This window comes from Rhizobium tropici CIAT 899 (genome assembly GCF_000330885.1).
Taxonomy (GTDB): domain Bacteria; phylum Pseudomonadota; class Alphaproteobacteria; order Rhizobiales; family Rhizobiaceae; genus Rhizobium; species Rhizobium tropici.
In genome coordinates, this window is the sequence record NC_020059.1 from 1,543,874 (window position 1) to 1,567,100 (window position 23,227).

The window sequence follows — 23,227 nt, forward strand, 5'->3', positions numbered from 1 at the left end:
TGAGCGGTCGAGCGGAGCTCGGCCGCGAAAGGACGGATGAGGGGCTTTCGAGCTTTATCGCCGCGGCGGAGTTTGGCTGTCGCTCCGCTTGCCCCTCACCCTAGCCCTCTCCCCGCAGGCGGGGCGAGGGGACATCTCAGCGAAAACCTTTAAGCCATTCAAACCAAGCCCTTACAGCGGTCGATTGATCTGCTTGTAGGCGTCGTTCAGCTCTTTCTGACGCTCCTGATAGGACGAGGTCAGGCACGCCACATCCGCTCCGCAGGCCTGCCGCTTTTTCAGCCATTCGGTCTGCTGGTCCTGCATTGTGCCACGCGCACCCATGGCAAGCAGCCCGGAAAGCAAGTCGAAGGTCGTCACCATTCTCACGTCGGCATCGTTGAGCGCCCTCACATCGCAGATCGTCTTCTCGTCCGGCTTCAGGTTCTGCGCCTCGCAATCGAAGCTGGCGGCGTGAGAGGCGCCGGCCATGCCCAGCGAAACGAGGAAAGTGGCGGCGGCAAGATGGATCGATCGCATGTGTAGCTCCCTTTGGCGATTCCCAACGCGAAATGCATGACAGCACGGTTTTGTTCAGCGAGCCTGTTTTTTATCGCCGCAAACATCCATTTATGCTTCATGCTTCCGCCCTCTTTTCTTTCTAGCGTCGGGCGCTACAACGTTGTTTAAAGAGAATTAAAAAGGGAAATTTCCATGCATGTCCTCCTGAAGCGCACTGCCGTTTCGATGATTGCCCTCGTCATGGCGATGCCGCTTTCCGCTGAGGCTCAAACGGCAAAGACGCTGCCGCAAAGCCAGACGCAGATGCAGCTTTCCTTCGCTCCGCTGGTCAAGCAGACCTCCGGCGCCGTGGTGAATGTCTATGCCGAGCGTGTGGTGCAGCGTCAGTCGCCCTTCGCCGGCGATCCCTTCTTCGAGCAGTTTTTCGGTCAGCGCATGCCGAATCGCACCGAGAAGCAATCTTCGCTCGGGTCCGGCGTCATCGTGGAGGCGAATGGCACCGTCATCACCAACAACCACGTCGTCGACGGTGCTGACGATATCAAGATCGCGCTTTCGGACGGCCGCGAATTTCCCTGCAAGGTCGTTCTGAAGGACGATCGCGTCGATCTTGCCGTCTTGAAGATCCAGTCGAAGAACGAGAGCTTCCCGGTTCTGCCGCTCGGCAATTCCGACGGCATCGAAGTGGGCGATCTCGTGCTTGCGATCGGCAATCCCTTCGGCGTGGGCCAGACGGTCACGAGCGGTATCGTCTCTGCGCTCGCCCGTAACCAGGTCAAGAACGAGGTTGGCTTCTTCATCCAGACCGATGCGTCGATCAACCCTGGCAATTCGGGCGGTGCGCTCGTCGACATGACCGGCGAGCTGATCGGGCTGAATACGGCGATCTTCTCCCAGGGGGGCGGCTCCAACGGTATCGGCTTTGCCATTCCCGCCAATCTGGTCAAAGTCTTTCTCGCCGCTGCCGATCGCGGCGACAAGGCCTTCGAGCGCCCCTATATCGGTGCCTCCTTCGAGCCGGTGACATCGGACGTCGCCGAAGCGCTTGGCCTCGACAAGGTGCGCGGTGCGTTGGTAACGAAGGTGGTCGACGGTGGCCCTGCTGCCAAGGCCGGCCTCAAGCCCGGCGAAGTGATCACAGCCCTGAACAATATCTCGATCGAGCATCCCGATGCGCTCGGCTATCGCCTGACGACGGCCGGTCTCGGCGCGACGGTGGCATTGACGGTGCTGGATAACGGCAAAGAACATCAGGCGACGATGACGCTGGCCGCAGCGCCAGAATCGACACCGCGCGACGAGCGGGTGATCGACGGCAATAATCCTTTCTCTGGCGCGACCGTTGCCAATCTCTCGCCGCGCGTTGCCGATGATCTGCATATGCCGCCGGATTCCACGGGCGTCGTCATCGAGAGCCTCAAGCAGAACTCGCCGGCCGACAGGCTTGGATTTGCCGCCCGCGATATCGTCATCTCCATCAATGGCGTGGCGATCAACACGACGGAAATCCTTCAGAAGACCGTCACGTCAAACCCCAGCTTCTGGCGCGTCGAGATCGAGCGTGACGGCCAGCGTATCCGGCAGTTCTTCCGATGAGCAATGACCTGTTTGCACCGCGGATACCGGAGGAGGTCGCCAACAAGCGGCCTCTCGCCGATCGTCTGCGGCCGCAGACATTGGCCGAAGTCACCGGTCAGGAACATTTGACCGGTGAGGATGGTGTATTGCGTCGGATGATCGAGGCGGGTTCGCTTGGATCGATGATCTTCTGGGGACCGCCCGGCACCGGCAAGACGACCGTTGCAAGGCTTCTTTCGGGCGAGGCGGGTCTTGCCTTCGAGCAGATTTCGGCAATCTTCTCCGGCGTCGCCGATCTCAAGAAGGTGTTCGAGGCGGCACGTCTGCGCCGCATGGATGGCCGCCAGACCCTGCTGTTCGTCGACGAGATCCATCGTTTCAATCGCGCGCAGCAGGATAGCTTCCTGCCCGTCATGGAAGACGGCACCGTCATTCTCGTCGGGGCGACGACGGAAAATCCCTCTTTCGAACTCAACGCCGCTCTTCTCTCCCGCGCCCGTGTCCTGACGTTTCGCTCGCATGACGAGGAAAGCCTGGAAGAGCTGCTGCGCCGGGCCGAGACGGTGGAGGGCAAGCCGCTGCCGTTGACGGAGGATGCCCGTGCCAGCCTGATCCGCATGGCCGATGGCGATGGCCGCTCGGTGCTGACGCTGGCGGAAGAGGTCTGGCGTGCCGCGCGCAAGGACGAGCTTTTCGATCCCGATATGCTGGTCAAGATCGTCCAGCGCCGCGCTCCAGTCTATGACAAGGCGCAGGATGGGCATTACAATCTGATTTCTGCGCTGCATAAGTCGGTTCGTGGCTCTGATCCGGATGCCGCGCTCTATTATCTCGCCCGCATGTTCGATGCCGGTGAAGATCCGCTTTATCTCGGACGTCGGCTGGTGCGCATGGCGGTGGAGGATATCGGGCTTGCCGATCCGCAGGCTCTGGTCATCTGCAATGCTGCCAAGGATGCCTATGATTATCTCGGGTCGCCTGAAGGTGAATTGGCGTTGGCGCAGGCCTGCGTCTACCTGGCCACCGCCCCGAAATCCAATGCCGTCTATACGGCCTTCAAGGCCGCGACCCAGGCCGCGAAGCAGAACGGCTCGCTGCTGCCGCCGAAACACATCCTGAACGCGCCCACGAAACTGATGCGCACGGAAGGCTATGGCGATGGCTATCGCTACGATCACGACGAGCCGGATGCTTTTTCAGGGCAGAATTACTTCCCGGAGAAGATGGGTCGCCAGACCTTCTACGATCCGCCGGAACGGGGCTTCGAGCGTGAAATCCGCAAGCGGCTGGATTGGTGGGCGAAGCTGCGCAAGGAGCGTGGCGAGCGCTAGTCCATATATCACCTGGCGGTGATGGATTGCCGCTATGCTTTTTGCATGCGTGGAACGGTTACCCTGTCCACCATTTTGACGCTTGATTCAGCCAGGCTCTTATGACCTTCCATATCGACCACCAGATGCCAATGGCCGGCATCCGGAATGACCAGCCGTATCGGCGATTTCTTGGCGACACCGCCGAGAAACTGATGTTTCAGCGTTTCGGTGAAGCGCTCGAAATTCGAGCCATTCATCAGCCTGACATTGGCAATGGCCGAGAGCGTGATTTCGATCACTGTTCCGGCGCGCTGTTCCCCGAGATCGTAGTGGCTATAGCGGAAGGCAGGCTTCGACATTGTCTTCTGTTCTATGGATATCTGGCGAAAGCTTACCTTGGGGCGGTTAAGGAAGCGTTCGGCGGGATATTGTCGAAGCCTGCCAGGGGCAAGTTCAGTGCAGGTTTGACGGGGCAGGCGTAAAGCCATCCAGATCGAGAATGGCGCCTTTGGGTGCCAGGCAGATGTCGGCCGGATTGTGGTTGCATTCCTCGGCGGCGAAGTGGAGGGCCGCCGCCTCATTGCGGAACAGACCGCCAACGAGGCCTTGCCGGTCCTGAACGATCCAGCTGCCGCGGCGGTCACGGCCGATGATGAAGCGCGCCGGCGCCGGCGAAATCGCGCTGTGAGCCGAGCGGCGTTGAAGATGCCGTGCGTTTGCCATTGTTATTTCCTCTTGGATCTCTTCGATTTCACTCAGTGTCCGGTCAGATGCAGCCCCATTTGCAGGGCAGCGGCGATCAGGAGGACAAGCCCGAGGCGCGGAGCGACGGAGCGAATTCCGTCCAGCAATGCGTCCGAAGAGAAGTGACGCTCGTTGCGCGCAAACGCGACGGCACGAGGGCGTTGGAGAGGGCCGGCGGATAGGCCGACTTGCCTGTAGCGTGACATCATGGTTCCTTTCAGCGTCACCAGCACGACGGTCCGATAAGACCATTTCCGGTGCTACGCTGATGAATCTATGAGGGGGTTGCTAGGTTTTCCATTTGCCTGAAACGGCAAAAATATAAAAATCTCATAGGGATGAAGCGATTTCACAATCCCCGGCGATAGGCATGGCGCGAGGCAAACCGGCCGGTGCCATCGAGCTGAAACGGGGTGATTGCCGCCTGGATGGCCGCGGCTGTCTCAGTGCCGACGCCAACCAATGGCAGGCGAACCTCCGCCTCGATATCTCTGGCCAGTGACAAGGCATGCTTGATCGTCGCCGGCTCGTTTTCGCGGGCGAGTGCGTTGAACAATGGCTGCAGGCGCTCGTCGATGGATCGGGCAGCGCTGATGTTGCCGCACGCGGCTGCATGCTGCATGGATCGAAAGAGGCGTGGGACGATATTGGCCGCGCTGGAGAAGCAGCCATGACCGCCCGCAGCCGCGAAGCCGAGCGCGTTGGCGTCGTTGGATGTGAACAGGCCGAACCCCTCCGGCAGGAAATGTCGCCAGAGATCGATGCGCGAGATATCGCAGCCGTCGTCGGCGATCCCGATAATCCCCCGGATTTCGGCAAGCCGCGCGACCGTTGTCGGAGCGAGATCGACGGCTGTACGCGATGGCTGATCGTGGATGATGATCGGCAGTTCGGTCTTCGCCGCCAGCTGCTCGAAATGGTGGATGATCCCTTTTTGCGTCGGCTTGGAGTAATAGGGCACCGTCACGAAGGCCGCATCTGCGCCAAGGCGCTGTGCCCGTATCGTTTGCTCCAGGGTCGTCTTTGTGTCGTTGGTTCCGGTCGCGACGATGACCGGCACCTTGTGTTCGGAAAGCTCGACGCAGATCTCGATGGCTCTCACGCGTTCGGCCTCGGCCAGCGTCGGGCCTTCGCCGGTCAGCGAACAGACGAGAAGTCCGTCGATCCCGCTCAGCAGCTGCCACTCGATATGGGCCATCATGTCGACACCATCGAAAGCGTCGTCGCGAAAAGGCGTGACGAGGGCGGTGATCGCACCGCCGACACGCCTTCGAAAAGTCGGTCTACCCATGCTTGTGAAATCTCAGAGGTAATGCAGCACAATGAAAAGCTCGAGGGCGCCGAGCAGCAGGCCGAAGGCGAGCATGGCCTGAAAGGTGCGCTTTTCCCGAACCTGGCGCGAGCGAGGCTGGTTCTTACGCGGTCTCTTCGTTGTTTCAGCCGATGCCGGAATGCGATGATGCTTCTCGTCGCTGTTATGAACGAGAACACGGATGGATTCCGTGAGATTGGGTGCGTGCGTGTCGAGCATGGGATCTGTCTCCATATTCCACCGCAAGCGTAGAGCCAGGCCCCATAGGAAATCCATTCGGGGTTAAGGACGAAGACGTAAGTGAAATATAAAGAACTGATATGCCCGGAGTTCTTCCGGAAACTGGCCCGTGGACCGCTGCCGGAGGATCGAAAAGCTGTCTGGCGTCGTCGACCGCCGCTTAGTCGGCGCCCTGCCGGTTCTTGCGGTCGAGCTCCGTCACCAACGCCAGGATGGTCGTCGAGACCGGCGTCGGTATATTCACGAGCTTTCCGAGCGAGACGACGACGCCCACGAGAGGCGTGATTTCTAGCGCCTTGACGGCAAGTAGGTCCTGCAGCATCGAGGTGCGGACGGGTCCGATCTGACGGGAACGCTCAAGACGTTCTTCGACGGACATGGCGATGTGCGATCCCAAAGCCTCGGCAACGGCTTTTACCTCGCTCATTACTTGGCCGACCATGGCCGCAAGTGCTGGATCGTCCATGATATCGGACATCAAACCGCGGGTGAGCGCGCTGATCGGATTGAAGGCGGCGTTGCCCATGAGCTTGCTCCAGATATCGTCGCGAATGCGCGAGGAAATCGAAACATTGACGCCGGCCCGCTGCAGCAGTGCTGCGATGGCTTCGATATCGCCCGTCCTCTCGCCGGAAGGTTCGCCAAGGATGAAATGGCCGGTGTTGGCAAGTTTGACCTCGCCGGGTGCGACGACTTCCGCTCCCTGATAGGCAACGCAGCCGATGACGCGTTCCGGTCCGATCAGACGCCGGAGATCGCCGTTCGGGTCGAGCTCTTCTATCTGGTGTTCGGCGTAACCGCTCCGGCTATCCCGGTGAAAATACCACCATGGAACGCCGTTGAGGATCATGACGACGCGGGTGCCGGAATGCAGCAGTTTCGCAATACCCGGAGCCGCTGCGGTGAGCTGATGACCTTTGAGGCCGGTGATAACGAGATCTTGCGGCTGCAATTCGCCCGCATCGGAGGTTGCTGTCATCTGCGCGACGAGAGGACTGTCCGCTTCCGCTTCCCACAGGCTTATGCCGCCGGCGCGAATGGCCTCCAGATGGGCTCCGCGCGCCACGACGGAAATCTTGGTCTGACTCTCATGAGAGGAGGCGAGCCTGGCCGCGATCGCACCACCGAGCGCGCCGGCGCCGTAGACGCAGATGTTCTTGAAAGGAGAGGACGTCATGACTTGATACTCCGAACGAAGTCGCATGCCCCTGCCAAGATATGGCGGGGCTACGATTTGGCGAGTGGTTTATCAGATTGCTGGCAATCGGAACTGAAATCGCCTAGCCCTTGGACACACTACAGGCCTCGCGTAATTTCACCATGCTTGTCACACTTGAATCGGAGGCTTTTTCGTTCGGCGTAGGCTTGGGCTAGTCTTTACCACAATCACATCCTAACTTCGGCTAGATCGCTCTGGACCGTGGACAACCGGTGCGATATCGATTTCTCAATTGTCCTTTCTAAGTTGATGAATTCGCCGGGGAAGATCGTTGCGTTTCGAAGCCCTCAACCGTCTCTGGGATAGCGTTCGAGAGACCAGCCATGATTTCCGTGCCTCGACGGACGTTTTTCCCGTCGTCGATATCGAAAAGCTGGGTGCGACCCTCGATCTGAAAGAAAAGGGAGCCGCAGCTGGGCGTCAGAACCGGCCGCCGCCGGATGCGCAATCGCATGACGAGACGGAGCAGCGCATCGTCGCCTGGGTCGAGGCGGAGAAGAAAAGCTCCTATCAAACCCTCGAAGACCAGCTCCAGACCTTCGACGGCCGCTTGCGCAACCTCGATTTCGAGGGGCAGTTCGGGCTGATCCGTCAGGCGAATGCGTCAAGCGTCTCGGATTTCAAGGCGGAAGTGGCAAGCGGCGTCGACGAGCTTCACGGCCTGCGCCGCAAGCTGAAGACGGCCGAGGACGAGATGGTGGGCTTCAAGGCCAGGCACAAGCTGCAGCGGGCCGCCAAGGTTTCCAGCAGGGCAGCCTGGGGCTTCAAGGTCTCGCTGATCGTCTTCCTCGTGCTCATCGAAATGGTGATGAACGGCAGCTTTCTGGCCAAGGGAAGCGAGCAGGGCCTCGTCGGTGGTGTAACCGAGGCGGCCGCCTTCGCCTTCCTGAACATCGGCACGGCGTTGATGTTCTCTTTCTTCTGCGTTCGCTTTCTGGTGCATCGCTCCTTTGCGCTGAAGCTGCTCGGTCTCCTCGGGCTTGTCGCCTATGTCGCCGTGGCTTTGGGCATCAATATTGCTCTGGCGCATTATCGCGAGGTCTCTGCAACGATCTTGAGCGGGGCCGGCGCTGAGGTCATCCAGCGTCTGAAGGCAGCACCGCTCGGGCTGCAAGAACTGAACTCATGGATGCTCTTTGCCATTGGTCTGATGTTCTCGCTCGTCGCCTTCATCGACGGCTGCTATCTGACCGATCCTTACCCCGGCTTTGCTGGTGTGCAGAAACGTCTCGATGCGGCGAGGGACAATTATATCGACCGCAAGCTCGATCTCATCGAAGATCTTCGCGAAATCCGCGACGAGCATAACAGCAAGATCGAGGAAATCATCCGCGACCTCTCGCTGCGCCGGCAGGAAACGGCTGCCATCATCGCCCATCGTGCGAGGACCGCAGGCCTTTTTGCCGAACACCAGAACCATCTCGAGCGCGCCGCCAATGTGCTGCTCACCTCCTATCGCGATGCGAACCGTGCTGCGCGAACCGAGGCGGAGCCACCCTATTTCAAAACCGCTTACAAGATGGAGCGCCTGACACCTGTCATTCGCACCGAAGAGGAATGGGACGACAAGGTACTCGGCGCACGCATCCAGAGCGCCCAGGCGGAATTGTCGGAGCAGATCAAACGGATCGGCGACGAATTCGAGCGCGCCATCGAGAAATACCATCAGCTCGACAATCTTTTCCCGGAGAGCATCCTTGGCTCGACGCAAGCGGCGTAGCCGGCGCGGCGGATCCGCCGGTCTCATCATCGCAACGGTTTGTCTCGCCGTCCTGTCCCTCGGGATCGTCGGCGCCTATGGTTGGCTGCGCTACAAGGCAAGCGGCAATGTCGCGGTCGACCAGGCGTCTCTCTGCCCGATTGATGGCCCGAAAGCGGAAACGGCCATCCTCCTCGATGTCACCGATCCGATATCAGACACGACGGCGCTCGATCTGCGCAACCAGTTCCAGAAGATCGTTGCGGATGTGCCAATCGGCGGCGCGATCGATATCTATGCGCTCACCGAGAAGGAAGGGGAACTGATCCAGACCTTCCATGGTTGCAATCCGGGAAGCGGCGCAAATGTCGACGAGTGGACCAGCAATCCGCGTCTGGCGCAGGCGCGGTGGGAGAAGGGCTTCCAGAAGCCGCTTGCCGATATCGCCGGCAAGCTGACCGCGGGTGAGTCCGGCAGGCTGTCGCCGGTCATGGCAGCCATCCAGAAGATCAATCTGGAGGTCTTCGCCAATGCGCCGGCCGGCATCCCGAAGCGCCTCTACATCGCCTCCGACATGATCGAGCACACCGCCGCCTTCTCTAATTACAAGGATGGCGTCTCCTATCAGAGATACCAGAACAGCCCTGCGAACGACCGCTTTCGCACGTCGCTGAGCGGTGTCACAGTCAAGATTCTCGCCTTTCAAAGGCCCAACATGAAGTTCAGCATGGAGGATCTTGCGAATTTCTGGGCGCAGTGGATCAAGAACAACAAGGGTGATTTTGGCGGCTTCGTGCGGCTGGAGGGGATACGCTGATGGCCAATACCGATGCCAGATATCTCATCCGGGATTACGGGCCGATGGTGCTGTTCGCCTCCATCACCGTCGGCGGCATGATCTTCATCTGGTCGGCGAAGCTCATGGGCTGGTCGCTGCCCATCGTGACCGGCGTGCCGCTCGTGCTGATGGGGGTCTACTTTATCGTATCGCTCGCCGTTGCCGGGTTCCGGCTGCACAATGAGCAGGCGGGCGACAACCTCTATTACATGGGTTTTCTCTTCACCCTCTCGAGCCTGGGCGTATCGCTCTATCTCTTTGCTGGCGAAACATCGATCGAGACCATCGTCCGCAACTTCGGCATTGCCATCACCTCGACCATTGCCGGCGTGACGCTGCGTATCCTCTTCAACCAGATGCGGCGCGACCCGATCGACATCGAGCGCAGCGTGCGCCATGAGCTTGCCGAGATGACGCGGCGCGTGCGCACCGAACTCGATTCCTCCTCGCGTGAATTCTCGCATTACCGGCGCGTCAGCAACCAGATGCTGTCGGAAGGATTCGAGGAGATCGCGCGGCAGGCCGAACGCAATGGTCAGGAAATCAACAAGATTCTCGAAATGCTGGCGAAGCAGGCCGTGACGCCGATCAATGACGCGGCGGCGCAGCTGACGACGACGACATCGCAGTTGTCCGACATCATCGGCACGTTCGGCGCCGCCGTCGAAAATGTCGGCAGGAAGCTGGAGGAAATCCGTTCCCCCGAGGATGTCGTGCGTGCCGAGCTGGCGCCGGCAATCACCGCGATCAAGGAGATGTCGGAGGCGCAATTGCAGCCGCTGCGCAACATCGAAGTGGCGCTCGGCCGCATGGCGGAGGCGATGGGGCACGCGTCGCCGAGATCATCCGCCGCCGATCGGGATGCGATGCCGACAAATGAAATCGTGCCGCGAAAACGCTGGTGGCATCTATGGTAGTAGGAGGCTCGGACAACAAGCCGAAACTGGAGCACAAGGGCTATAATCGTGGCCTCATCCTTGGCCTGACGATGGCCGAATCCATGCTGCTTTTGGTCTTCTGCCTGCTGCTCGTGGCAGCCGCCTTGATTTCGGCGGAGAGAAGCAAGCGCTACGAGGTCGAGCGGAAGCTTGAGAAAGTCGAGCAACAGGTCGCAGTGCTGGAGAAGAAGCGGGCGGAGCAGGCGGCCGAGATCGTGCTTCTTCAGTCCAAGGTCGTCTCCGGCAATCTCACAGCGGCGGACAAGGCGATGGTAGACAAGCAATGGCGGGAGCTGGTGCTGGCGAAAGAAGCGCTAGATAGCGTGACGGACCAGGGCGCAACCCCGGCCGATCTGCAATCACTGTCCAAGGTCGCGGCCGTTCTGAGGGAACATGACATCTCGCTCGCGACAGCCGCCGATGCGGTCAATAAGCTTCTGGCCAGCAATGGCGGCGGGAACGGCATGCACGACTGGCCGCCCATCATCAATCTCGACGATGCCAAGAAAAACTATTTCCAATCGGGAAGCGCCGAACTGACAGGCACTTTCGCCCAGCTTCTCAGCACGACGATCACAGACGAAATCGCCAGCAATCTGAGCCTCTATGGCGCCAATATCGTCGAGGTGATCGGCCACACGGACGAGCAGCCGGTGGCGCGCGAAAAATCCAATCTCGACGATACGATCATCAGCGCGATGGACGGCAAGCTGCCGGTATCAGCGCTGCTGCCCGCCGACAATGCCGGACTTGGCCTTGCCCGTGCCATTGCCGTCGCCAATGTGCTCAAGGCCAATCCGAAACTGAAGGATGCCACGATCCTGCCGATGTCCGCCGCGCAGCTCATCCTGCCCGGCGATACCGTCACCTCGGGTCAGCGCGGCGCCGTCGAGGCACGACGCCGCATCGAAATCCGTGTGCGGGGTAGGACGGCCCCCGTTGTCATCATCAATGCCGGTGCCGCGCCCTCAACGAACACGCAATAGTGCTCGTTCGGCTTGTCATCAGCTTCTGAGGCCGGGTGCTTCATAGCCGGTGCGCTCCACGTACTCGGTGTAACCGCCGGCATATTGGTGGATGCCCTCCGGCGTCAGCTCCAGAACGCGATTGGAGAGTGCTGCCAGGAAATGCCGGTCGTGCGAGACGAACAGCATCGTGCCTTCATATTGCGACAGCGCCTCGATCAGCATTTCCTTGGTGTCGAGATCGAGATGGTTGGTCGGCTCGTCGAGCACCAAAAGGTTCGGCGGATCGAAAAGCATGATCGCCATGACGAGCCGCGCCTTCTCGCCGCCCGACAGCACGCGGCATTTCTTTTCCACATCGTCGCCAGAGAAGCCGAAGCAGCCGGCAAGGGCTCTCAGGGAGCCTTGGCCTGCCTGCGGAAAATCATGTTCGAGCTGCTGAAATACGGTGCGCTCTCCATCCAGCAGATCCATGGCGTGCTGAGCGAAATAGCCCATCTTCACGCTGGCGCCGAGCGCCACGCTGCCTTCATCCGGCTGCGCCGAGCCGGCGACCAGCTTCAGAAGCGTGGATTTGCCGGCTCCGTTGATACCCATGATGCACCAGCGCTCGCGGCGGCGTACCATGAAATCCAGTCCTTCATAGATGGTGCGGCTGCCATACGTCTTGTGAACGTTCTTCAGCACGGCGACGTCTTCGCCCGAGCGCGGTGCCGGCTGGAATTCGAAGGCGACGGTCTGGCGGCGCTTCGGCGGCTCGACGCGATCGATCTTTTCCAGCTTCTTCACGCGGCTCTGCACCTGCGAAGCATGCGATGCGCGCGCCTTGAAGCGCTCGATGAACTTGATTTCTTTGGCAAGCATCGCCTGCTGCCGCTCGAACTGCGCCTGCTGCTGCTTTTCGTTCTGAGCGCGCTGTTGCTCGTAGAATTCATAGTCACCCGAATAGCTGGTCAGGTTGCCGGCGTCGATTTCGATGATCTTGGTGACGATGCGGTTCATGAACTCGCGGTCGTGCGAGGTCATCAGCAGCGCGCCTTCATAGCCCTTCAGGAAGGATTCGAGCCAGATCAGGCTCTCAAGATCCAGATGGTTGCTCGGTTCGTCGAGCAGCATGACGTCGGGACGCATCAAGAGGATGCGGGCAAGCGCCACGCGCATCTTCCAGCCGCCCGACAGCGCGCCGACATCGCCGTCCATCATCTCCTGGCTGAAGCTCAAGCCCGCCAGCACTTCGCGGGCGCGGCCTTCGAGCGCGTAGCCATCCAGTTCCTCATAGCGCGCCTGCACCTCGCCATAGCGCTCGATGATTTCATCCATCCTGTCGGCCTGGTCCGGATCGCTCATCGCTGCTTCGAGTTCGCGAAGTTCGGCGGCAACGGCGCTGACGGGACCGGCACCTTCCATCACTTCCGCGACGGCACTGCGCCCCTCCATCTCGCCGACATCCTGATTGAAGTAGCCGATGGTGACGCCCTTATCGACGGAAACCTGCCCCTCGTCGGGCTGCTCCTGTCCGGTGATCATCCGAAAAAGCGTCGTCTTGCCGGCACCGTTCGGCCCGACCAGCCCGACGCTCTCGCCTCTGTTGAGGGCAGCGGATGCCTCGATGAAGAGGATGCGGTGGCTGTTCTGTTTGCTGATATTTTCGATACGAATCATGGTTACGCGTAGCCCGAAGAAAGTTTTTCGGGGGCCTTATGCCACGGGTTGGGCGCTCTGTCGCAGGTTTTCGGGCGGAGATGTAAGATCGATAGCGAACTGACGTTCAAGGGCGACAATTTCCGGTCCGCCTATTTGCCATGCGGGAGAGAAACTTTCGCCGCAGCGACGGATTCTGCCCGCGCGTTCGTTCAAGCAGCATGGCTTCCAGCAGGACCGGTGCTTGATCGGATCGCCGGCTGTCTTCTGCGTGGTTGGAAGTCGCTATATTCATTGTCATCCGTCTCAGCCGAGTTTTACAGATGAAGATTATGAGAAGCATTCAGGGCCGGGTTTGCGCCCGACTGACGATCGCAGCGCTGATCGCCATCGGCATGTCGGGCGAAGCTCAATTGGCCAGTGCGGCTTCCGAACATCAGCGGCTCAACGAACCAGTTAAGGAGATCGCGGATCAGCGCCTGCTCCTCGACACGCCTGATGGCAAAGGGGAGTTGCCGGTCTATGCGGATCATGCGATCGAAGCGGCATCGCCCGATGTGACGAAGGTGCTGATCATAATTCATGGCACGCTCCGAAATGCCGATGCCTACTACGCAGCCGGAGAGGAGCTGCTCGCAAAGGCCGGCGATATCGCCGACGGTACGATGGTGGTTGCGCCGCAATTCCTGATAAGGCCCGATGTGGATGCGTTTTCGCTGAGTGCGCAGACGCTCGCCTGGACGCAAAATGGCTGGAAAGGCGGTGAAGCCGCGCGTCAGCCGGCGCCGATCAGTTCTTTTGCCGCGCTTGATGCCCTGCTCAAGCATTTCGCCGATCGTCGGTTGTATCCGTCTCTGAAGACCATCGTCGTGATGGGACATTCGGCGGGAGCGCAATTGGTCCAGCGTTATGCCGTGGCCGGAAGAGAGATCGAAGATTTGACGAGCGCCGGCATCTCCGTCCGCTACCTCGTCGCCAATCCCTCGAGCTATCTTTATTTCGACAACGAACGACCGGCCTTGCAAGATCAGCAGGCCGGATTGGCGTCATGCCCGAAGGCGGTGCAATGGCGATATGGTCTGACCGGCGCACCGCCTTACGTGTCCACACAGGATCCGAAACTCCTCGAAACCAGATATGCCGCGCACAATGTCGTCTATCTGCTGGGGCAGGCAGACACGAACCCCTACACCCATTTCATCGATCGCTCCTGCGGAGCAATGGCGCAGGGACCCTATCGGCTCGCGCGCGGGCTGACCTATTTCGACTATATGAGAAAGCGGCATCCATCCGACCTCAATCAGAAGGTCGTCGAGGTGCCGGGCGTGGGACATGATGACGAAGCGATGTTTACATCGGATTGCGGCATTGCTGTTCTGTTCGATCGCCCGGTGCCGCAAGCCTGCCCGGTTATCGATGCGACTGCAAAACTATCCGGAGCGGTGCCGTAAGTTTTCTCGAATGGTCGATCCCCATCGCGAGCACATGCAGGTGGTGAGGCTTCTGGGGTTTATCGTGATCCGGCCATCCACTTTCATGCTTCAGTTGCGATAGGCCGGCCGCGGGCGCGACGATCGCATTTTTCGCTGTATCGGGCGCTCGATGCCCAAGTAGAAAACGATAGCAAAGGCCAGCGAACCCAATGCGATCGGCATCGGCTGCATATCGTGCGGCACCCCGAGGCGCAAAAGCAGCGCCGTGACCAGGATGCCCGTCAGGACGTGCCAGACATAGATGGAATAGGAAGCATCCCCCAGGAAATGCAGGAATGCCAGCTGCGGCACGCCTCGCTCCCGCTCCGCAAAAACTGCGCCGGATAACAGCAGCATCGACGGCAAACCCCAGCGCACGGCGCGTTCCAGATGGATCAGCGGGTCACTCGCGACCAGCAGCACGACCCCGATGATCATCAAGCCAATGGCGACGCGAAAGGGCAGGCGATATCCTTGCTTCCACAGATGCCCGATGACGATTCCAGCGGCAAATTCCAGAATGATCGGCTGCGTAAAAATACTGGCATATCCAGAGGGCAGCAGGAAATGCGCAACGACCACGGCCCCCAGGATCACGATCAGGAACCATAGCCGACGGAACTCCGGCAGGAGCAATGAAACCGAAAAGATAAGATAGAAGAACATCTCGTAGGACAGGGTCCAGCCCTGTTCGACGACGGGTTGGAGCGCTTCATCCTTGACGATAGGCACGAAAAACAACGAGCCCAACAGATTACCGACGCTCGAATTCGTGTCGAAGAAGAATTGCGGTTTCAACACGGCCACGGCGAATGTTACCGATGTCGCAATCCAGTAAAGCGGCACGATCCTGATGATCCGGCGCCACATGAACTCCTGCGGGCCGATCGGTTTTCCAACCGTCGTAACCCACATGATGAAGCCGCTGATGACGAAGAATATATCGACGCCCGCCGCTCCGATCTTGAAGTTCAGGCCGTATGTTTCGCTCACATGGAAGCAAAGGACGGCGATCGCCGCGATGGCGCGCAGATACTGGATGCTCTTGATATCGTTGCCGGTTTTCAGGATGGTGCCTCCTGCGACTGGACTACTATCGCTGATGCCCTGATGGCCGATTTAGCAATAGAATGCGTCGAAAGGCCGGATACTCATGCGAAATGGCTTGGAGTACGGCAGATATGGCTGGTGGCAACAATTTCAATCAAAATGGATGATATTCCGCCATTTCGTGTTCGAAATCGGGCATTTCGGATGCGGGGCTATGGCGCGTATAGTTCAAGGCTTCTCTTGATACGGAGTTCCGATGTACAGCGCCGCCCGAGGGGCATGGGCGGTTTACATAATAGTTTCAGCCCCAAGCAGAAACGCCTGGGGCTGATTTTGGCTCCCATATCTGACTAACCAGATCTTGTTTGGTCGGTGCTAGACGGCTTAAAGATCACAGATGAGGCGATGGCGCTTCCGGACCGATTGATAGCCCAAGTTCATTCCGCGCAACCTCAAATTGGTTGTCCAGGAACTCCAGCAGCTTCTCTCCGAGGAGCGCAAGCTCCCTATCCGCTTCCGACCACTTATAGATAGAGCCATCCTGCAGCGAGAGGACGGCGAAATCGTCAGGCCTATTTTCAAGAGGGTAACGCGTAGCAACCGTGCTGAGCGCTGCTCTCACCAACTGGCCACTTAGACGAAACTGAGTATTCCAGAGATGGACCGCGGTGCGACGCCCCTCTATTTCAAGGAGAAAGTTGGGCGTGAATTCCACCTTATAGAGCCCCTTCGGGCTTGGGAAGAGGAGGCCTTTGGTGGTTTCAATTGCGCCGGAGTTCTGCTGCTTCCATTCGAAGAAACGCTTGAGCCCACGCCGCGCCGACTCTCGCTCGGAAAGTTTTGTAATTTCAGACGTTGAATCGAATACCTGTTGAAAGGAAAGCTCGCCGAACGCGATCTGCTGCACCCTCAATCTAAGACTCTTATGGTAGTCGTATCCACCTTTGTTGGGCCGATATCGATCTCGCACGAGGCGCTTTTGTGGCTTCGGGTTAGCGTTAAGGAGTTTCAGAAATGCTGAAAATCCGAATTTAGGAATCTGAGCCATCGCTCATCCTTTTCGTTGATAAACGCCGAAACCCAACTCGACTCTCGTACGCGACTCTCCATATAATCACCTTGCCACAGGGCGGAGAACGTTACTTCGCCTCACGAATGGTTTCAGCTTATTCGTGATCGCAAAAGCCGAATCCAGTAGGATTCGGCTTTTGTATTTCCAAGCCGCGTCACCGCAGCATCCTTCAATTTACCTCTCCTCAAGATTCTTGGTTTGTTCCTGGTTGGATTTTCCGGACAGATTCTGTCCGGAAAATCTAGCTGATATTGAAACCGGATTGGCAAGCTTACGATCCGTGTAGTCCTTATCCGGATGCATTTCCTACCGGGCGGATGGCCGCCCAGAGTAATACCTTGTCGTGGTCAGCTGCAGCCGCTCGTTGCCCCACACGTGTCGCACTTCTCGCAAGTTCCATTCCGGACCATCGTGAAGTTCTGGCACTCGGTGCACATGTTGCCGGTGTAGCCCTGCATGATGGAGCGGGCGCGCCGTTCTGATTCCAGCTTCTTCGCTTCCGTCTTGGCATTTGCAGCTTCGCTTGCTGCGTTATCGCTGAAGAGGCCCGTCGCGGATTCGGAGATAACTTCCTCTGCGATCTCTTCGGCCAGTTCCTTGGCACGCTCCTCATAGTCGCGCTTGAAGGCGACGACTTCGGAGGTCGAGACGGAGCTTGTCGGCTCCAGCTTGCGGACCGTGTTGCCAGCAAAGGCGGTTACGGTCGAGAGCGAGGCGGCGCGGGCAGGGGCAGCCGTTGCTGAACCCTTGGCGTCTGCCGAACGCTCGCCCGATGTCGGAACCAGCGTCGGCTTGTAGCCGCGGGTCAGGCCCTTGGAGACGACATCGGCCTTGCCTTCGGAAACACCGCGGCCGAGCGCCGTGTTGTTGAAGTCGGACGTGTCGACATGGGCAAGATCGTGGCGGCCGAGATAGGAGATCGCCAGTTCGCGGAACACGTAGTCGAGGATCGACGTGGCGTTCTTGATGGCGTCATTGCCAGTCACGATGCCGGCCGGCTCGAACTTGGTGAAGGTGAAGGCATCGACATATTCCTCGAGCGGCACGCCATACTGCAGGCCGAGCGAGACGGAGATCGCGAAGTTGTTGATGAAGGCGCGCAGAGCCGAGCCTTCCTTGTTCATGTCAAGGAAGATTTCGCCGAGACGACCGTCGTCATATTCGCCGGTGCGCAGGAAGATCGTGTGTCCGCCGATCTTGGCCTTCTGGGTGTAACCCTTGCGGCGACCGGGAAGCTTTTCCTGCGTGCGGATGACCTTCTCGATGACGCGCTCGACGATCTTTTCCGTGATGGTGACGGCCTGTGCGGCTGCCGGAGCCTGCAGGAATTCCTCCAGCGCATCCTCGTCGCTGTCATCCTCGATCAGCGAGGCGTTCAGCGGCTGGCTGAGCTTGGAGCCGTCGCGATAGAGCGCGTTGGCCTTGAGGCCGAGCTTCCAGGACAGCATGTAGGCGTTCTTGCAATCCTCGACGGTTGCTTCGTTGGCCATGTTGATCGTCTTGGAGATGGCGCCCGAGATGAACGGCTGTGCTGCCGCCATCATCCGGATGTGGCTTTCGACCGAGAGGTAACGCTTGCCGATCTTGCCGCAGGGGTTGGCGCAATCGAAGACAGCCAGATGTTCGTTCTTCAGGAACGGCGCGCCTTCCAGCGTCATCGCACCGCAGACATGGATGTTGGCGGCTTCGATGTCTTTCTTGGAGAAGCCGAGATGGTCGAGCAGGTTGAAGCTCATGTCGGCCATCTGCTCGTCGGACACCTTCAGAGTGCCCTTCAGGAAGTCGGCGCCGAGCGTCCACTGGTTGAAGACGAACTTGATGTCGAAGGCGCTCTTGAGAGCGGCGTTGACGGCATCGACCTTCTCGGCCGTGAAGCCCTTGGCCTTCAACGTCGACGGGTTGATGGCCGGAGCCTGGTTCAGGTTGCCGTGGCCGACAGCGTAGGCCTCGATCTCGGCGATCTGGCTTTCGGAATAGCCGAGTGTGCGCAACGCTTCCGGAACGGCGCGGTTGATGATCTTGAAGTAGCCGCCGCCGGCGAGCTTCTTGAACTTCACCAGGGCGAAGTCCGGCTCGATGCCGGTTGTGTCGCAATCCATGACGAGACCGATCGTGCCGGTCGGCGCGATCACGGTTGCCTGGGCGTTGCGGTAGCCGTGCTTTTCGCCGAGTTCCAGCGCCTTGTCCCAGGCAGCCTTGGCATGGGCGACGAGATCCTGGTCCGGATTGTCGGAGTGGACCAGCGCCACCGGATTGACCGACAGGTTCTCATAGCCCGAGGTCTCGCCGTAAGCGGCGCGACGATGGTTGCGGATGACGCGCAGCATGTTTTCGCGGTTCGGCTTGAACATCGGGAAGGTTCCGAGTTCGGAGGCCATTTCGGCCGAGGTCGCATAGGCGACACCGGTCATGATCGCGGTCAGCGAGCCGGCAATAGCGCGGGCTTCGTCCGAGTCGTAGGGAATGCCCGACGACATCAGCAGGCCGCCGATATTGGCGTAGCCGAGGCCGAGCGTGCGGTATTCATAGGAAAGTTCGGCGATGCGGCGCGAGGGGAACTGCGCCATCATCACGGAAACTTCGAGAACGACGGTCCAGAGGCGAACGGCGTGTTCGTAATCGGCAATGTTGATGCGCTTCGTCGCTGCGTCCTTGAAGGTCATCAGGTTCAGCGAAGCGAGGTTGCAGGCCGTGTCGTCGAGGAACATGTATTCCGAGCACGGGTTGGACGCGCGGATCGGGCCGGCAGCCGGGCTGGTGTGCCAGTCGTTCATCGTCGTGTTGAAGTGCAGACCCGGATCGGCCGATGCCCAGGCGGCGTAGGAGATGGATTCCCAGAGGTCGCGGGCCTTCAGCGTCTTGACGACCTTGCCGTCCTTGCGGGCGGTCAGGCTCCAGTCGCCATCATTCTCGACGGCGCGCAGGAAGTCATCCTTGATCGAAACCGAGTTGTTGGAGTTCTGGCCCGATACGGTGAGATAGGCCTCCGAATCCCAGTCCGTGTCGTAGGTCTTGAATTCGAGATCCGTATAGCCCTGGCGGGCGAACTGGATCACGCGCTGGACGTAGTTTTCCGGAACCTGATCCTTCTTGGCAGCGCGGATCTCGCGCTTCAGGGCAGGGTTCTTGGCCGGGTCGAAGCAATCGTCATTGTCGCCTTCGCAATTGACCGTCGCCTTCATGATCGCCTTCAGGTGCTTGGCGACGATCTTGGAGCCGGTGACGAGGGCGGCAACCTTCTGCTCTTCCTTGACCTTCCAGTTGATGTATTCCTCGATATCCGGATGGTCGATGTCGACGACCACCATCTTGGCGGCGCGGCGGGTCGTGCCGCCCGACTTGATGGCGCCGGCAGCGCGGTCGCCGATCTTCAGGAAGCTCATCAGGCCCGAGGAGCGGCCGCCGCCGGAGAGCTTTTCGCCCTCACCACGCAGCATCGAGAAGTTGGAGCCAGTGCCCGAACCGTATTTGAACAGGCGCGCTTCGCGAACCCAAAGGTCCATGATGCCGCCCTCGTTGACGAGATCGTCCTCGACGGACTGGATGAAGCAGGCATGCGGCTGCGGATGCTCATAGGCGGACTTGGACTTGGTGAGCTTGCCGGTGAAAGGGTCGACATAATAGTGGCCCTGGCCGGGACCATCGATGCCATAGGCCCAATGCATGCCGGTGTTGAACCACTGCGGCGAGTTCGGTGCGACGCGCTGCGTGGCGAGCATATAGGCGAGCTCGTCCTGGAAAGCAGAGGCGTCTTCCTCCGACGAGAAATAGCCGCCCTTCCAGCCCCAATAGGTCCAGGTGCCGGCGAGGCGATCGAAAACCTGGCGCGCATCGGTTTCCGAGCCGCTCTGCTGATCCTTGGGCAGATCCTTCATCGCCGCATCGTCGGGCACGGAACGCCACAGGAAGGAAGGAACGTCGTTTTCCTCGACCTTCTTCAGCTTGGCGGGCACGCCGGCCTTGCGGAAATACTTCTGCGCGAGAATGTCGGCGGCAACCTGCGAGAACTGCGCGGGTACATCGATGTTTTCGAGGCGGAACACGATCGAACCGTCAGGATTCTTGATCTCGCTCGTCGCCTTGCGGAATTCGATGTCCGCATAGGGTGACTGGCCGGCCTTCGTAAAACGACGTTCGATGCGCATGGTCCCAATCCTTCATTCGTTGGTGTGCGCCTGCATGAAAACAGGGCGCAAAAATTCTCATTCCGGCATCGCGAATTCAACGCGCAGCCAGCTTCCGATCCGCTCTTTGACAGGAGGTGTCACCCGGAGATGTCTTTCCTGTATCTTGTGGTGATGGTGGCTGCAAACACTAAATATAGTATTAACAGCTTGTTGCCGCCAGTCCCCGCATATATTTTTTCGGCAGTCTCGATACCGGCACAAAAACCCTCACGGCGGGCCACCTGCACAGGTGAAACGCCTTGAATCCAAATCCGATTTCGAATTGAGAACCAGCCCTCGTAACCCCGCCTGGTCCAGTCGCCGCCGCAACGTCGTCCATTAACTTTGAAAGACCCGATTCCGTCAAGGGGTGGTTTGTAACGGATTGCTAACCACAATATCTTGTGGGCTTGCCTGTGGAAACTGGGGAAACGCCAGTAGAGCAAGAGATTCAAGAACTTGAGGGGGGATGCTCGCCCTTCGTACGACCGTTGGCGCAACAACTATTATCACCGCCGGTGTCGAAAGCGACAAAATTGTGACCGTGACCTGGATACCATTGGCAGCACGGCAAAATCATGCCGTAGAGCATCATGATTCGCGTGGAAACCCTTGAATCCCACGCATTCCCATCAAAGCGACGTCCACTAAATCTAGTGGGCGCCGCAGCGCCCACCTCTATTACCGTTATTCGAATCGGATTTCGGCATCGCCATCAGATCGGGTCTGATTCGCGCTGCCGATAGCCGGCAGGTCAGCCACGATGGCCCTTGGCGATCGGCTCCTGATAGGTGAAGCCCATGTCCCAGGGGAAGTAGATCCAGGTATCCTGGCTAACCTCTGTGATGAAGGTGTCGATCGTGGGAACACCTGTCGGCTTGGCGTAGACGCAGGCGAAATGCGCCTTCGGCAGCAGGGCGCGAACTTCGAGGGCCGTTTTGCCGGTATCGGTGAGATCGTCGATGACGAGGACGCCTTCGCCGCCGTTGACCGACAGCTCCGGTGCGATGCCTTTGAGCAGGTTCATTTCGCCCTGGCTGGAATAGTCGTGATAGGAGGCGACACAGACCGTCTCGATCAGCCGGATATTGAGTTCGCGAGAGATGATGGCGGCCGGCACGAGGCCGCCGCGGGTGATGCAGACGATTGCCTTGAACTCACGGTTGAGGCCGGCAAGCCGCCAGGCAAGCGCGCGCGCATCGCGATGGAACTGATCCCAGGATACGGGAAAGGCTTTATCGGGCAGGGACATGGCAGAAAGCTCCGGGGCATGGAATAATGACGCACCGGCAGCGCCGGCGACCCTGAGCAGACCCCGCGCTGGGCGCGGACCAAGAACCAAATCCGGAACGCGATTCGCTTGCTATCTGCTTGAACAGGATCTCATCCGGGAAAAGCCTGGGCTTTTCGGGATCATGCTCCTTAGACCGCGCGAACGGTTCCCTGGCGGGAATTCTGTCATCGGTCGCTGCTTTCTGCTGGATTTGCTGGCAAAAGGCAATAGCTGCAAGGGGTGCAACCGGTGCACATTCACACCGGTTGCCACAGGAATTGAGTTTTCAGCCGTTCAGCGGGCCAGCAGCGTCATCGCCGTCATCGATTGCAGCAGGGTGCGCGTCGTGCCGCCGAAGATCATCTGCCACAGCCAGGAATGCGTATAGGCGCCCATGACCAGCAGGTCGATACTGTCGTCGGCCAGCCGGTTTTCGATGACCTGCGATGGCGTCGATTTGCCGGTGCAGGCTGCCGTCTCGAACTTGGCGCGAACGCCGTGGCGTGTCAGCGCCGCGGCTATCCGGACGCCGGTTTCCTTGGACGGATGCGGATCCTTTTCCGACGTGCTGACGGAAAGGATCTCGACCGAATCCGCAGCCTTGAGGAAAGGCAGGGCGTCGAAGGTGGCACGCGCCACTTCCTTGGAGCCGTTCCAGGCGATCAGCACACGGCGGACGGGCTTCGGCTCCTTCAGAATGTAGGGGATCAACAGGACCGGCCGGCCGCTGTCGAACAGGAAGGTTTCGACATCGACCTGAGTATCGGCGTATTTCGAAGGATCCGGCTGCACGGCCACCAGAAGATCGGCGCTGCGGGCACTTTCGATCAGCGGTTCGGTGCCGTAGCCGACCGTGCTGGCAAAGCTGTGCCATTCGTAGTCGAGACCGGCGGCTTCCATCTTCGAACGGAACACCCGTTCGATTTCGACCGCCTGATTATGGGCGACCTCCTGAAGCGCCTGGACCGCGACAGGGTCCGGAATCTCCATCGGCGCCACCAGCGGCACGGTCGAGACGATTTCCGCATGAAGCCCGACGACATGGGCGCCGTGCTCCTTTGCGAGCGCTGCCGAAAACTCCGCAGCAATGCGCGTATTGTCGGGATTGTCGAGAACGGTCACTATCGTTTTGTAGGACATGAAGAGATCTCCCATGCGGAAGGGTTGGATCGGATCATGATATCAGCATTCCGCTACAAGATAATG

The 23,227-nt window shown here is 59.4% G+C and carries 21 protein-coding genes; 8 read left to right on the forward strand and 13 right to left on the reverse strand.

From position 1 onward, the window contains the following. Positions 1-171 precede the first annotated feature (171 nt). Positions 172-519 (reverse strand): lysozyme inhibitor LprI family protein, encoded by a 348-nt coding sequence (locus RTCIAT899_RS07520; RefSeq protein ID WP_015339623.1) that lies wholly within the window; start codon positions 517-519, stop codon positions 172-174. A gap of 174 nt (positions 520-693) precedes the next feature. On the opposite strand from RTCIAT899_RS07520, the gene RTCIAT899_RS07525 reads away from it, so the two are divergent. After that, positions 694-2,097, forward strand: a complete 1,404-nt coding sequence (locus RTCIAT899_RS07525; RefSeq protein WP_015339624.1) for a DegQ family serine endoprotease — start codon at positions 694-696, stop codon at positions 2,095-2,097. After that, positions 2,094-3,410: a replication-associated recombination protein A gene (locus RTCIAT899_RS07530; protein WP_015339625.1), complete on the forward strand. Its 1,317-nt coding sequence runs from the start codon at positions 2,094-2,096 to the stop codon at positions 3,408-3,410. Before RTCIAT899_RS07525 ends, RTCIAT899_RS07530 begins: the two co-directional genes overlap by 4 nt. A 32-nt stretch (positions 3,411-3,442) precedes the next feature. On the opposite strand, the gene RTCIAT899_RS07535 is transcribed toward RTCIAT899_RS07530, so the two are convergent. The 6 genes from RTCIAT899_RS07535 to RTCIAT899_RS07560 form a co-directional block, all read right to left on the reverse strand. Next, positions 3,443-3,751, reverse strand: a complete 309-nt coding sequence (locus RTCIAT899_RS07535) for a DUF1883 domain-containing protein (protein WP_015339626.1) — start codon at positions 3,749-3,751, stop codon at positions 3,443-3,445. A gap of 94 nt (positions 3,752-3,845) precedes the next feature. Then, entirely contained in the window at positions 3,846-4,115 is a 270-nt protein-coding gene (locus RTCIAT899_RS07540) for a hypothetical protein (protein WP_015339627.1), read from the reverse strand. Between the two features lie 32 nt (positions 4,116-4,147). Further along, positions 4,148-4,342 carry a hypothetical protein gene (locus RTCIAT899_RS07545; RefSeq protein WP_135488177.1) on the reverse strand — a complete coding sequence of 65 codons (195 nt, stop codon included), beginning with the start codon at positions 4,340-4,342 and terminating at the stop codon, positions 4,148-4,150. A gap of 143 nt (positions 4,343-4,485) precedes the next feature. Next, positions 4,486-5,427: a 4-hydroxy-tetrahydrodipicolinate synthase gene (gene dapA / locus RTCIAT899_RS07550; protein ID WP_015339628.1), complete on the reverse strand. Its 942-nt coding sequence runs from the start codon at positions 5,425-5,427 to the stop codon at positions 4,486-4,488. Positions 5,428-5,439: 12 nt separating this feature from the next. Beyond that, entirely contained in the window at positions 5,440-5,667 is a 228-nt protein-coding gene (locus tag RTCIAT899_RS33680) for a hypothetical protein (protein ID WP_041677368.1), read from the reverse strand. 181 nt (positions 5,668-5,848) lie between these two features. After that, a complete protein-coding gene (locus RTCIAT899_RS07560) occupies positions 5,849-6,865 on the reverse strand; it encodes a ketopantoate reductase family protein (protein ID WP_015339629.1) in 1,017 nt (338 codons plus the stop codon). 313 nt (positions 6,866-7,178) lie between these two features. Here RTCIAT899_RS07560 and RTCIAT899_RS07565 point away from each other — a divergent pair, with 313 nt between their 5' ends. Genes RTCIAT899_RS07565 through RTCIAT899_RS07580 form a run of 4 tightly spaced genes read left to right on the forward strand, consistent with a single transcriptional unit; the run spans position 7,179 to position 11,368 of the window. Continuing rightward, positions 7,179-8,627 carry a hypothetical protein gene (locus RTCIAT899_RS07565; RefSeq protein WP_015339630.1) on the forward strand — a complete coding sequence of 483 codons (1,449 nt, stop codon included), beginning with the start codon at positions 7,179-7,181 and terminating at the stop codon, positions 8,625-8,627. Beyond that, complete coding sequence (locus RTCIAT899_RS07570) at positions 8,605-9,423, forward strand: hypothetical protein (protein WP_015339631.1); 819 nt, start codon at positions 8,605-8,607, stop codon at positions 9,421-9,423. The genes RTCIAT899_RS07565 and RTCIAT899_RS07570 overlap by 23 nt, the downstream gene beginning before the upstream one ends. Continuing rightward, positions 9,423-10,361 carry a hypothetical protein gene (locus tag RTCIAT899_RS07575; RefSeq protein ID WP_015339632.1) on the forward strand — a complete coding sequence of 313 codons (939 nt, stop codon included), beginning with the start codon at positions 9,423-9,425 and terminating at the stop codon, positions 10,359-10,361. The genes RTCIAT899_RS07570 and RTCIAT899_RS07575 overlap by 1 nt, the downstream gene beginning before the upstream one ends. After that, entirely contained in the window at positions 10,355-11,368 is a 1,014-nt protein-coding gene (locus tag RTCIAT899_RS07580; RefSeq protein WP_015339633.1) for an OmpA family protein, read from the forward strand. Before RTCIAT899_RS07575 ends, RTCIAT899_RS07580 begins: the two co-directional genes overlap by 7 nt. Positions 11,369-11,386: 18 nt before the next feature. Here the strand turns inward: RTCIAT899_RS07580 and RTCIAT899_RS07585 are convergent, their stop codons facing one another. Then, the gene (locus tag RTCIAT899_RS07585; RefSeq protein ID WP_015339634.1) at positions 11,387-13,009 is read right to left on the reverse strand and encodes an ABC-F family ATP-binding cassette domain-containing protein; all 1,623 of its coding nucleotides are present in this window, start codon (positions 13,007-13,009) and stop codon (positions 11,387-11,389) included. A 311-nt stretch (positions 13,010-13,320) separates the two neighbouring features. Between RTCIAT899_RS07585 and RTCIAT899_RS07590 the strand changes: the two genes are divergently transcribed. Beyond that, positions 13,321-14,439 carry an alpha/beta hydrolase gene (locus RTCIAT899_RS07590; RefSeq protein ID WP_197923092.1) on the forward strand — a complete coding sequence of 373 codons (1,119 nt, stop codon included), beginning with the start codon at positions 13,321-13,323 and terminating at the stop codon, positions 14,437-14,439. Between the two features lie 90 nt (positions 14,440-14,529). Here RTCIAT899_RS07590 and RTCIAT899_RS07595 read toward each other — a convergent pair whose 3' ends face one another. Further along, on the reverse strand, positions 14,530-15,453 hold the full coding sequence (locus tag RTCIAT899_RS07595; RefSeq protein WP_015339636.1) for an acyltransferase family protein: 924 nt from the start codon (positions 15,451-15,453) through the stop codon (positions 14,530-14,532). Here RTCIAT899_RS07595 and RTCIAT899_RS07600 point away from each other — a divergent pair, their 5' ends adjacent. Beyond that, complete coding sequence (locus RTCIAT899_RS07600; RefSeq protein ID WP_041677372.1) at positions 15,454-15,864, forward strand: hypothetical protein; 411 nt, start codon at positions 15,454-15,456, stop codon at positions 15,862-15,864. A gap of 37 nt (positions 15,865-15,901) precedes the next feature. Here RTCIAT899_RS07600 and RTCIAT899_RS07605 read toward each other — a convergent pair whose 3' ends face one another. The 4 genes from RTCIAT899_RS07605 to RTCIAT899_RS07620 all read right to left on the reverse strand — a co-directional run bounded on the left by RTCIAT899_RS07605 (position 15,902) and on the right by RTCIAT899_RS07620 (position 23,161). After that, the gene (locus RTCIAT899_RS07605; RefSeq protein WP_015339637.1) at positions 15,902-16,558 is read right to left on the reverse strand and encodes a hypothetical protein; all 657 of its coding nucleotides are present in this window, start codon (positions 16,556-16,558) and stop codon (positions 15,902-15,904) included. 371 nt (positions 16,559-16,929) lie between these two features. Beyond that, positions 16,930-20,727 carry a vitamin B12-dependent ribonucleotide reductase gene (locus tag RTCIAT899_RS07610; protein ID WP_015339638.1) on the reverse strand — a complete coding sequence of 1,266 codons (3,798 nt, stop codon included), beginning with the start codon at positions 20,725-20,727 and terminating at the stop codon, positions 16,930-16,932. Positions 20,728-21,502: 775 nt separating this feature from the next. Next, positions 21,503-22,000 (reverse strand): xanthine phosphoribosyltransferase, encoded by a 498-nt coding sequence (gpt, locus tag RTCIAT899_RS07615; protein WP_015339639.1) that lies wholly within the window; start codon positions 21,998-22,000, stop codon positions 21,503-21,505. A gap of 315 nt (positions 22,001-22,315) precedes the next feature. Beyond that, positions 22,316-23,161 carry a universal stress protein gene (locus tag RTCIAT899_RS07620; RefSeq protein WP_015339640.1) on the reverse strand — a complete coding sequence of 282 codons (846 nt, stop codon included), beginning with the start codon at positions 23,159-23,161 and terminating at the stop codon, positions 22,316-22,318. Between the last annotated feature and the right edge of the window lie 66 nt (positions 23,162-23,227).

Bases quoted from the DNA above. Each gene is read 5' to 3' on its own strand.
- RTCIAT899_RS07520 (WP_015339623.1), bottom strand. From the start codon at position 519: ATGCGATCGATCCATCTTGCCGCCGCCACTTTCCTCGTTTCGCTGGGC.
- RTCIAT899_RS07525 (WP_015339624.1), top strand. From the start codon at position 694: ATGCATGTCCTCCTGAAGCGCACTGCCGTTTCGATGATTGCCCTCGTC.
- RTCIAT899_RS07530 (WP_015339625.1), top strand. From the start codon at position 2,094: ATGAGCAATGACCTGTTTGCACCGCGGATACCGGAGGAGGTCGCCAAC.
- RTCIAT899_RS07535 (WP_015339626.1), bottom strand. From the start codon at position 3,751: ATGTCGAAGCCTGCCTTCCGCTATAGCCACTACGATCTCGGGGAACAG.
- RTCIAT899_RS07540 (WP_015339627.1), bottom strand. From the start codon at position 4,115: ATGGCAAACGCACGGCATCTTCAACGCCGCTCGGCTCACAGCGCGATT.
- RTCIAT899_RS07545 (WP_135488177.1), bottom strand. From the start codon at position 4,342: ATGTCACGCTACAGGCAAGTCGGCCTATCCGCCGGCCCTCTCCAACGC.
- dapA (WP_015339628.1), bottom strand. From the start codon at position 5,427: ATGGGTAGACCGACTTTTCGAAGGCGTGTCGGCGGTGCGATCACCGCC.
- RTCIAT899_RS33680 (WP_041677368.1), bottom strand. From the start codon at position 5,667: ATGCTCGACACGCACGCACCCAATCTCACGGAATCCATCCGTGTTCTC.
- RTCIAT899_RS07560 (WP_015339629.1), bottom strand. From the start codon at position 6,865: ATGACGTCCTCTCCTTTCAAGAACATCTGCGTCTACGGCGCCGGCGCG.
- RTCIAT899_RS07575 (WP_015339632.1), top strand. From the start codon at position 9,423: ATGGCCAATACCGATGCCAGATATCTCATCCGGGATTACGGGCCGATG.
- RTCIAT899_RS07580 (WP_015339633.1), top strand. From the start codon at position 10,355: ATGGTAGTAGGAGGCTCGGACAACAAGCCGAAACTGGAGCACAAGGGC.
- RTCIAT899_RS07585 (WP_015339634.1), bottom strand. From the start codon at position 13,009: ATGATTCGTATCGAAAATATCAGCAAACAGAACAGCCACCGCATCCTC.
- RTCIAT899_RS07590 (WP_197923092.1), top strand. From the start codon at position 13,321: ATGAGAAGCATTCAGGGCCGGGTTTGCGCCCGACTGACGATCGCAGCG.
- RTCIAT899_RS07600 (WP_041677372.1), top strand. From the start codon at position 15,454: ATGGAAGCAAAGGACGGCGATCGCCGCGATGGCGCGCAGATACTGGAT.
- RTCIAT899_RS07605 (WP_015339637.1), bottom strand. From the start codon at position 16,558: ATGGCTCAGATTCCTAAATTCGGATTTTCAGCATTTCTGAAACTCCTT.
- RTCIAT899_RS07610 (WP_015339638.1), bottom strand. From the start codon at position 20,727: ATGCGCATCGAACGTCGTTTTACGAAGGCCGGCCAGTCACCCTATGCG.
- gpt (WP_015339639.1), bottom strand. From the start codon at position 22,000: ATGTCCCTGCCCGATAAAGCCTTTCCCGTATCCTGGGATCAGTTCCAT.
- RTCIAT899_RS07620 (WP_015339640.1), bottom strand. From the start codon at position 23,161: ATGTCCTACAAAACGATAGTGACCGTTCTCGACAATCCCGACAATACG.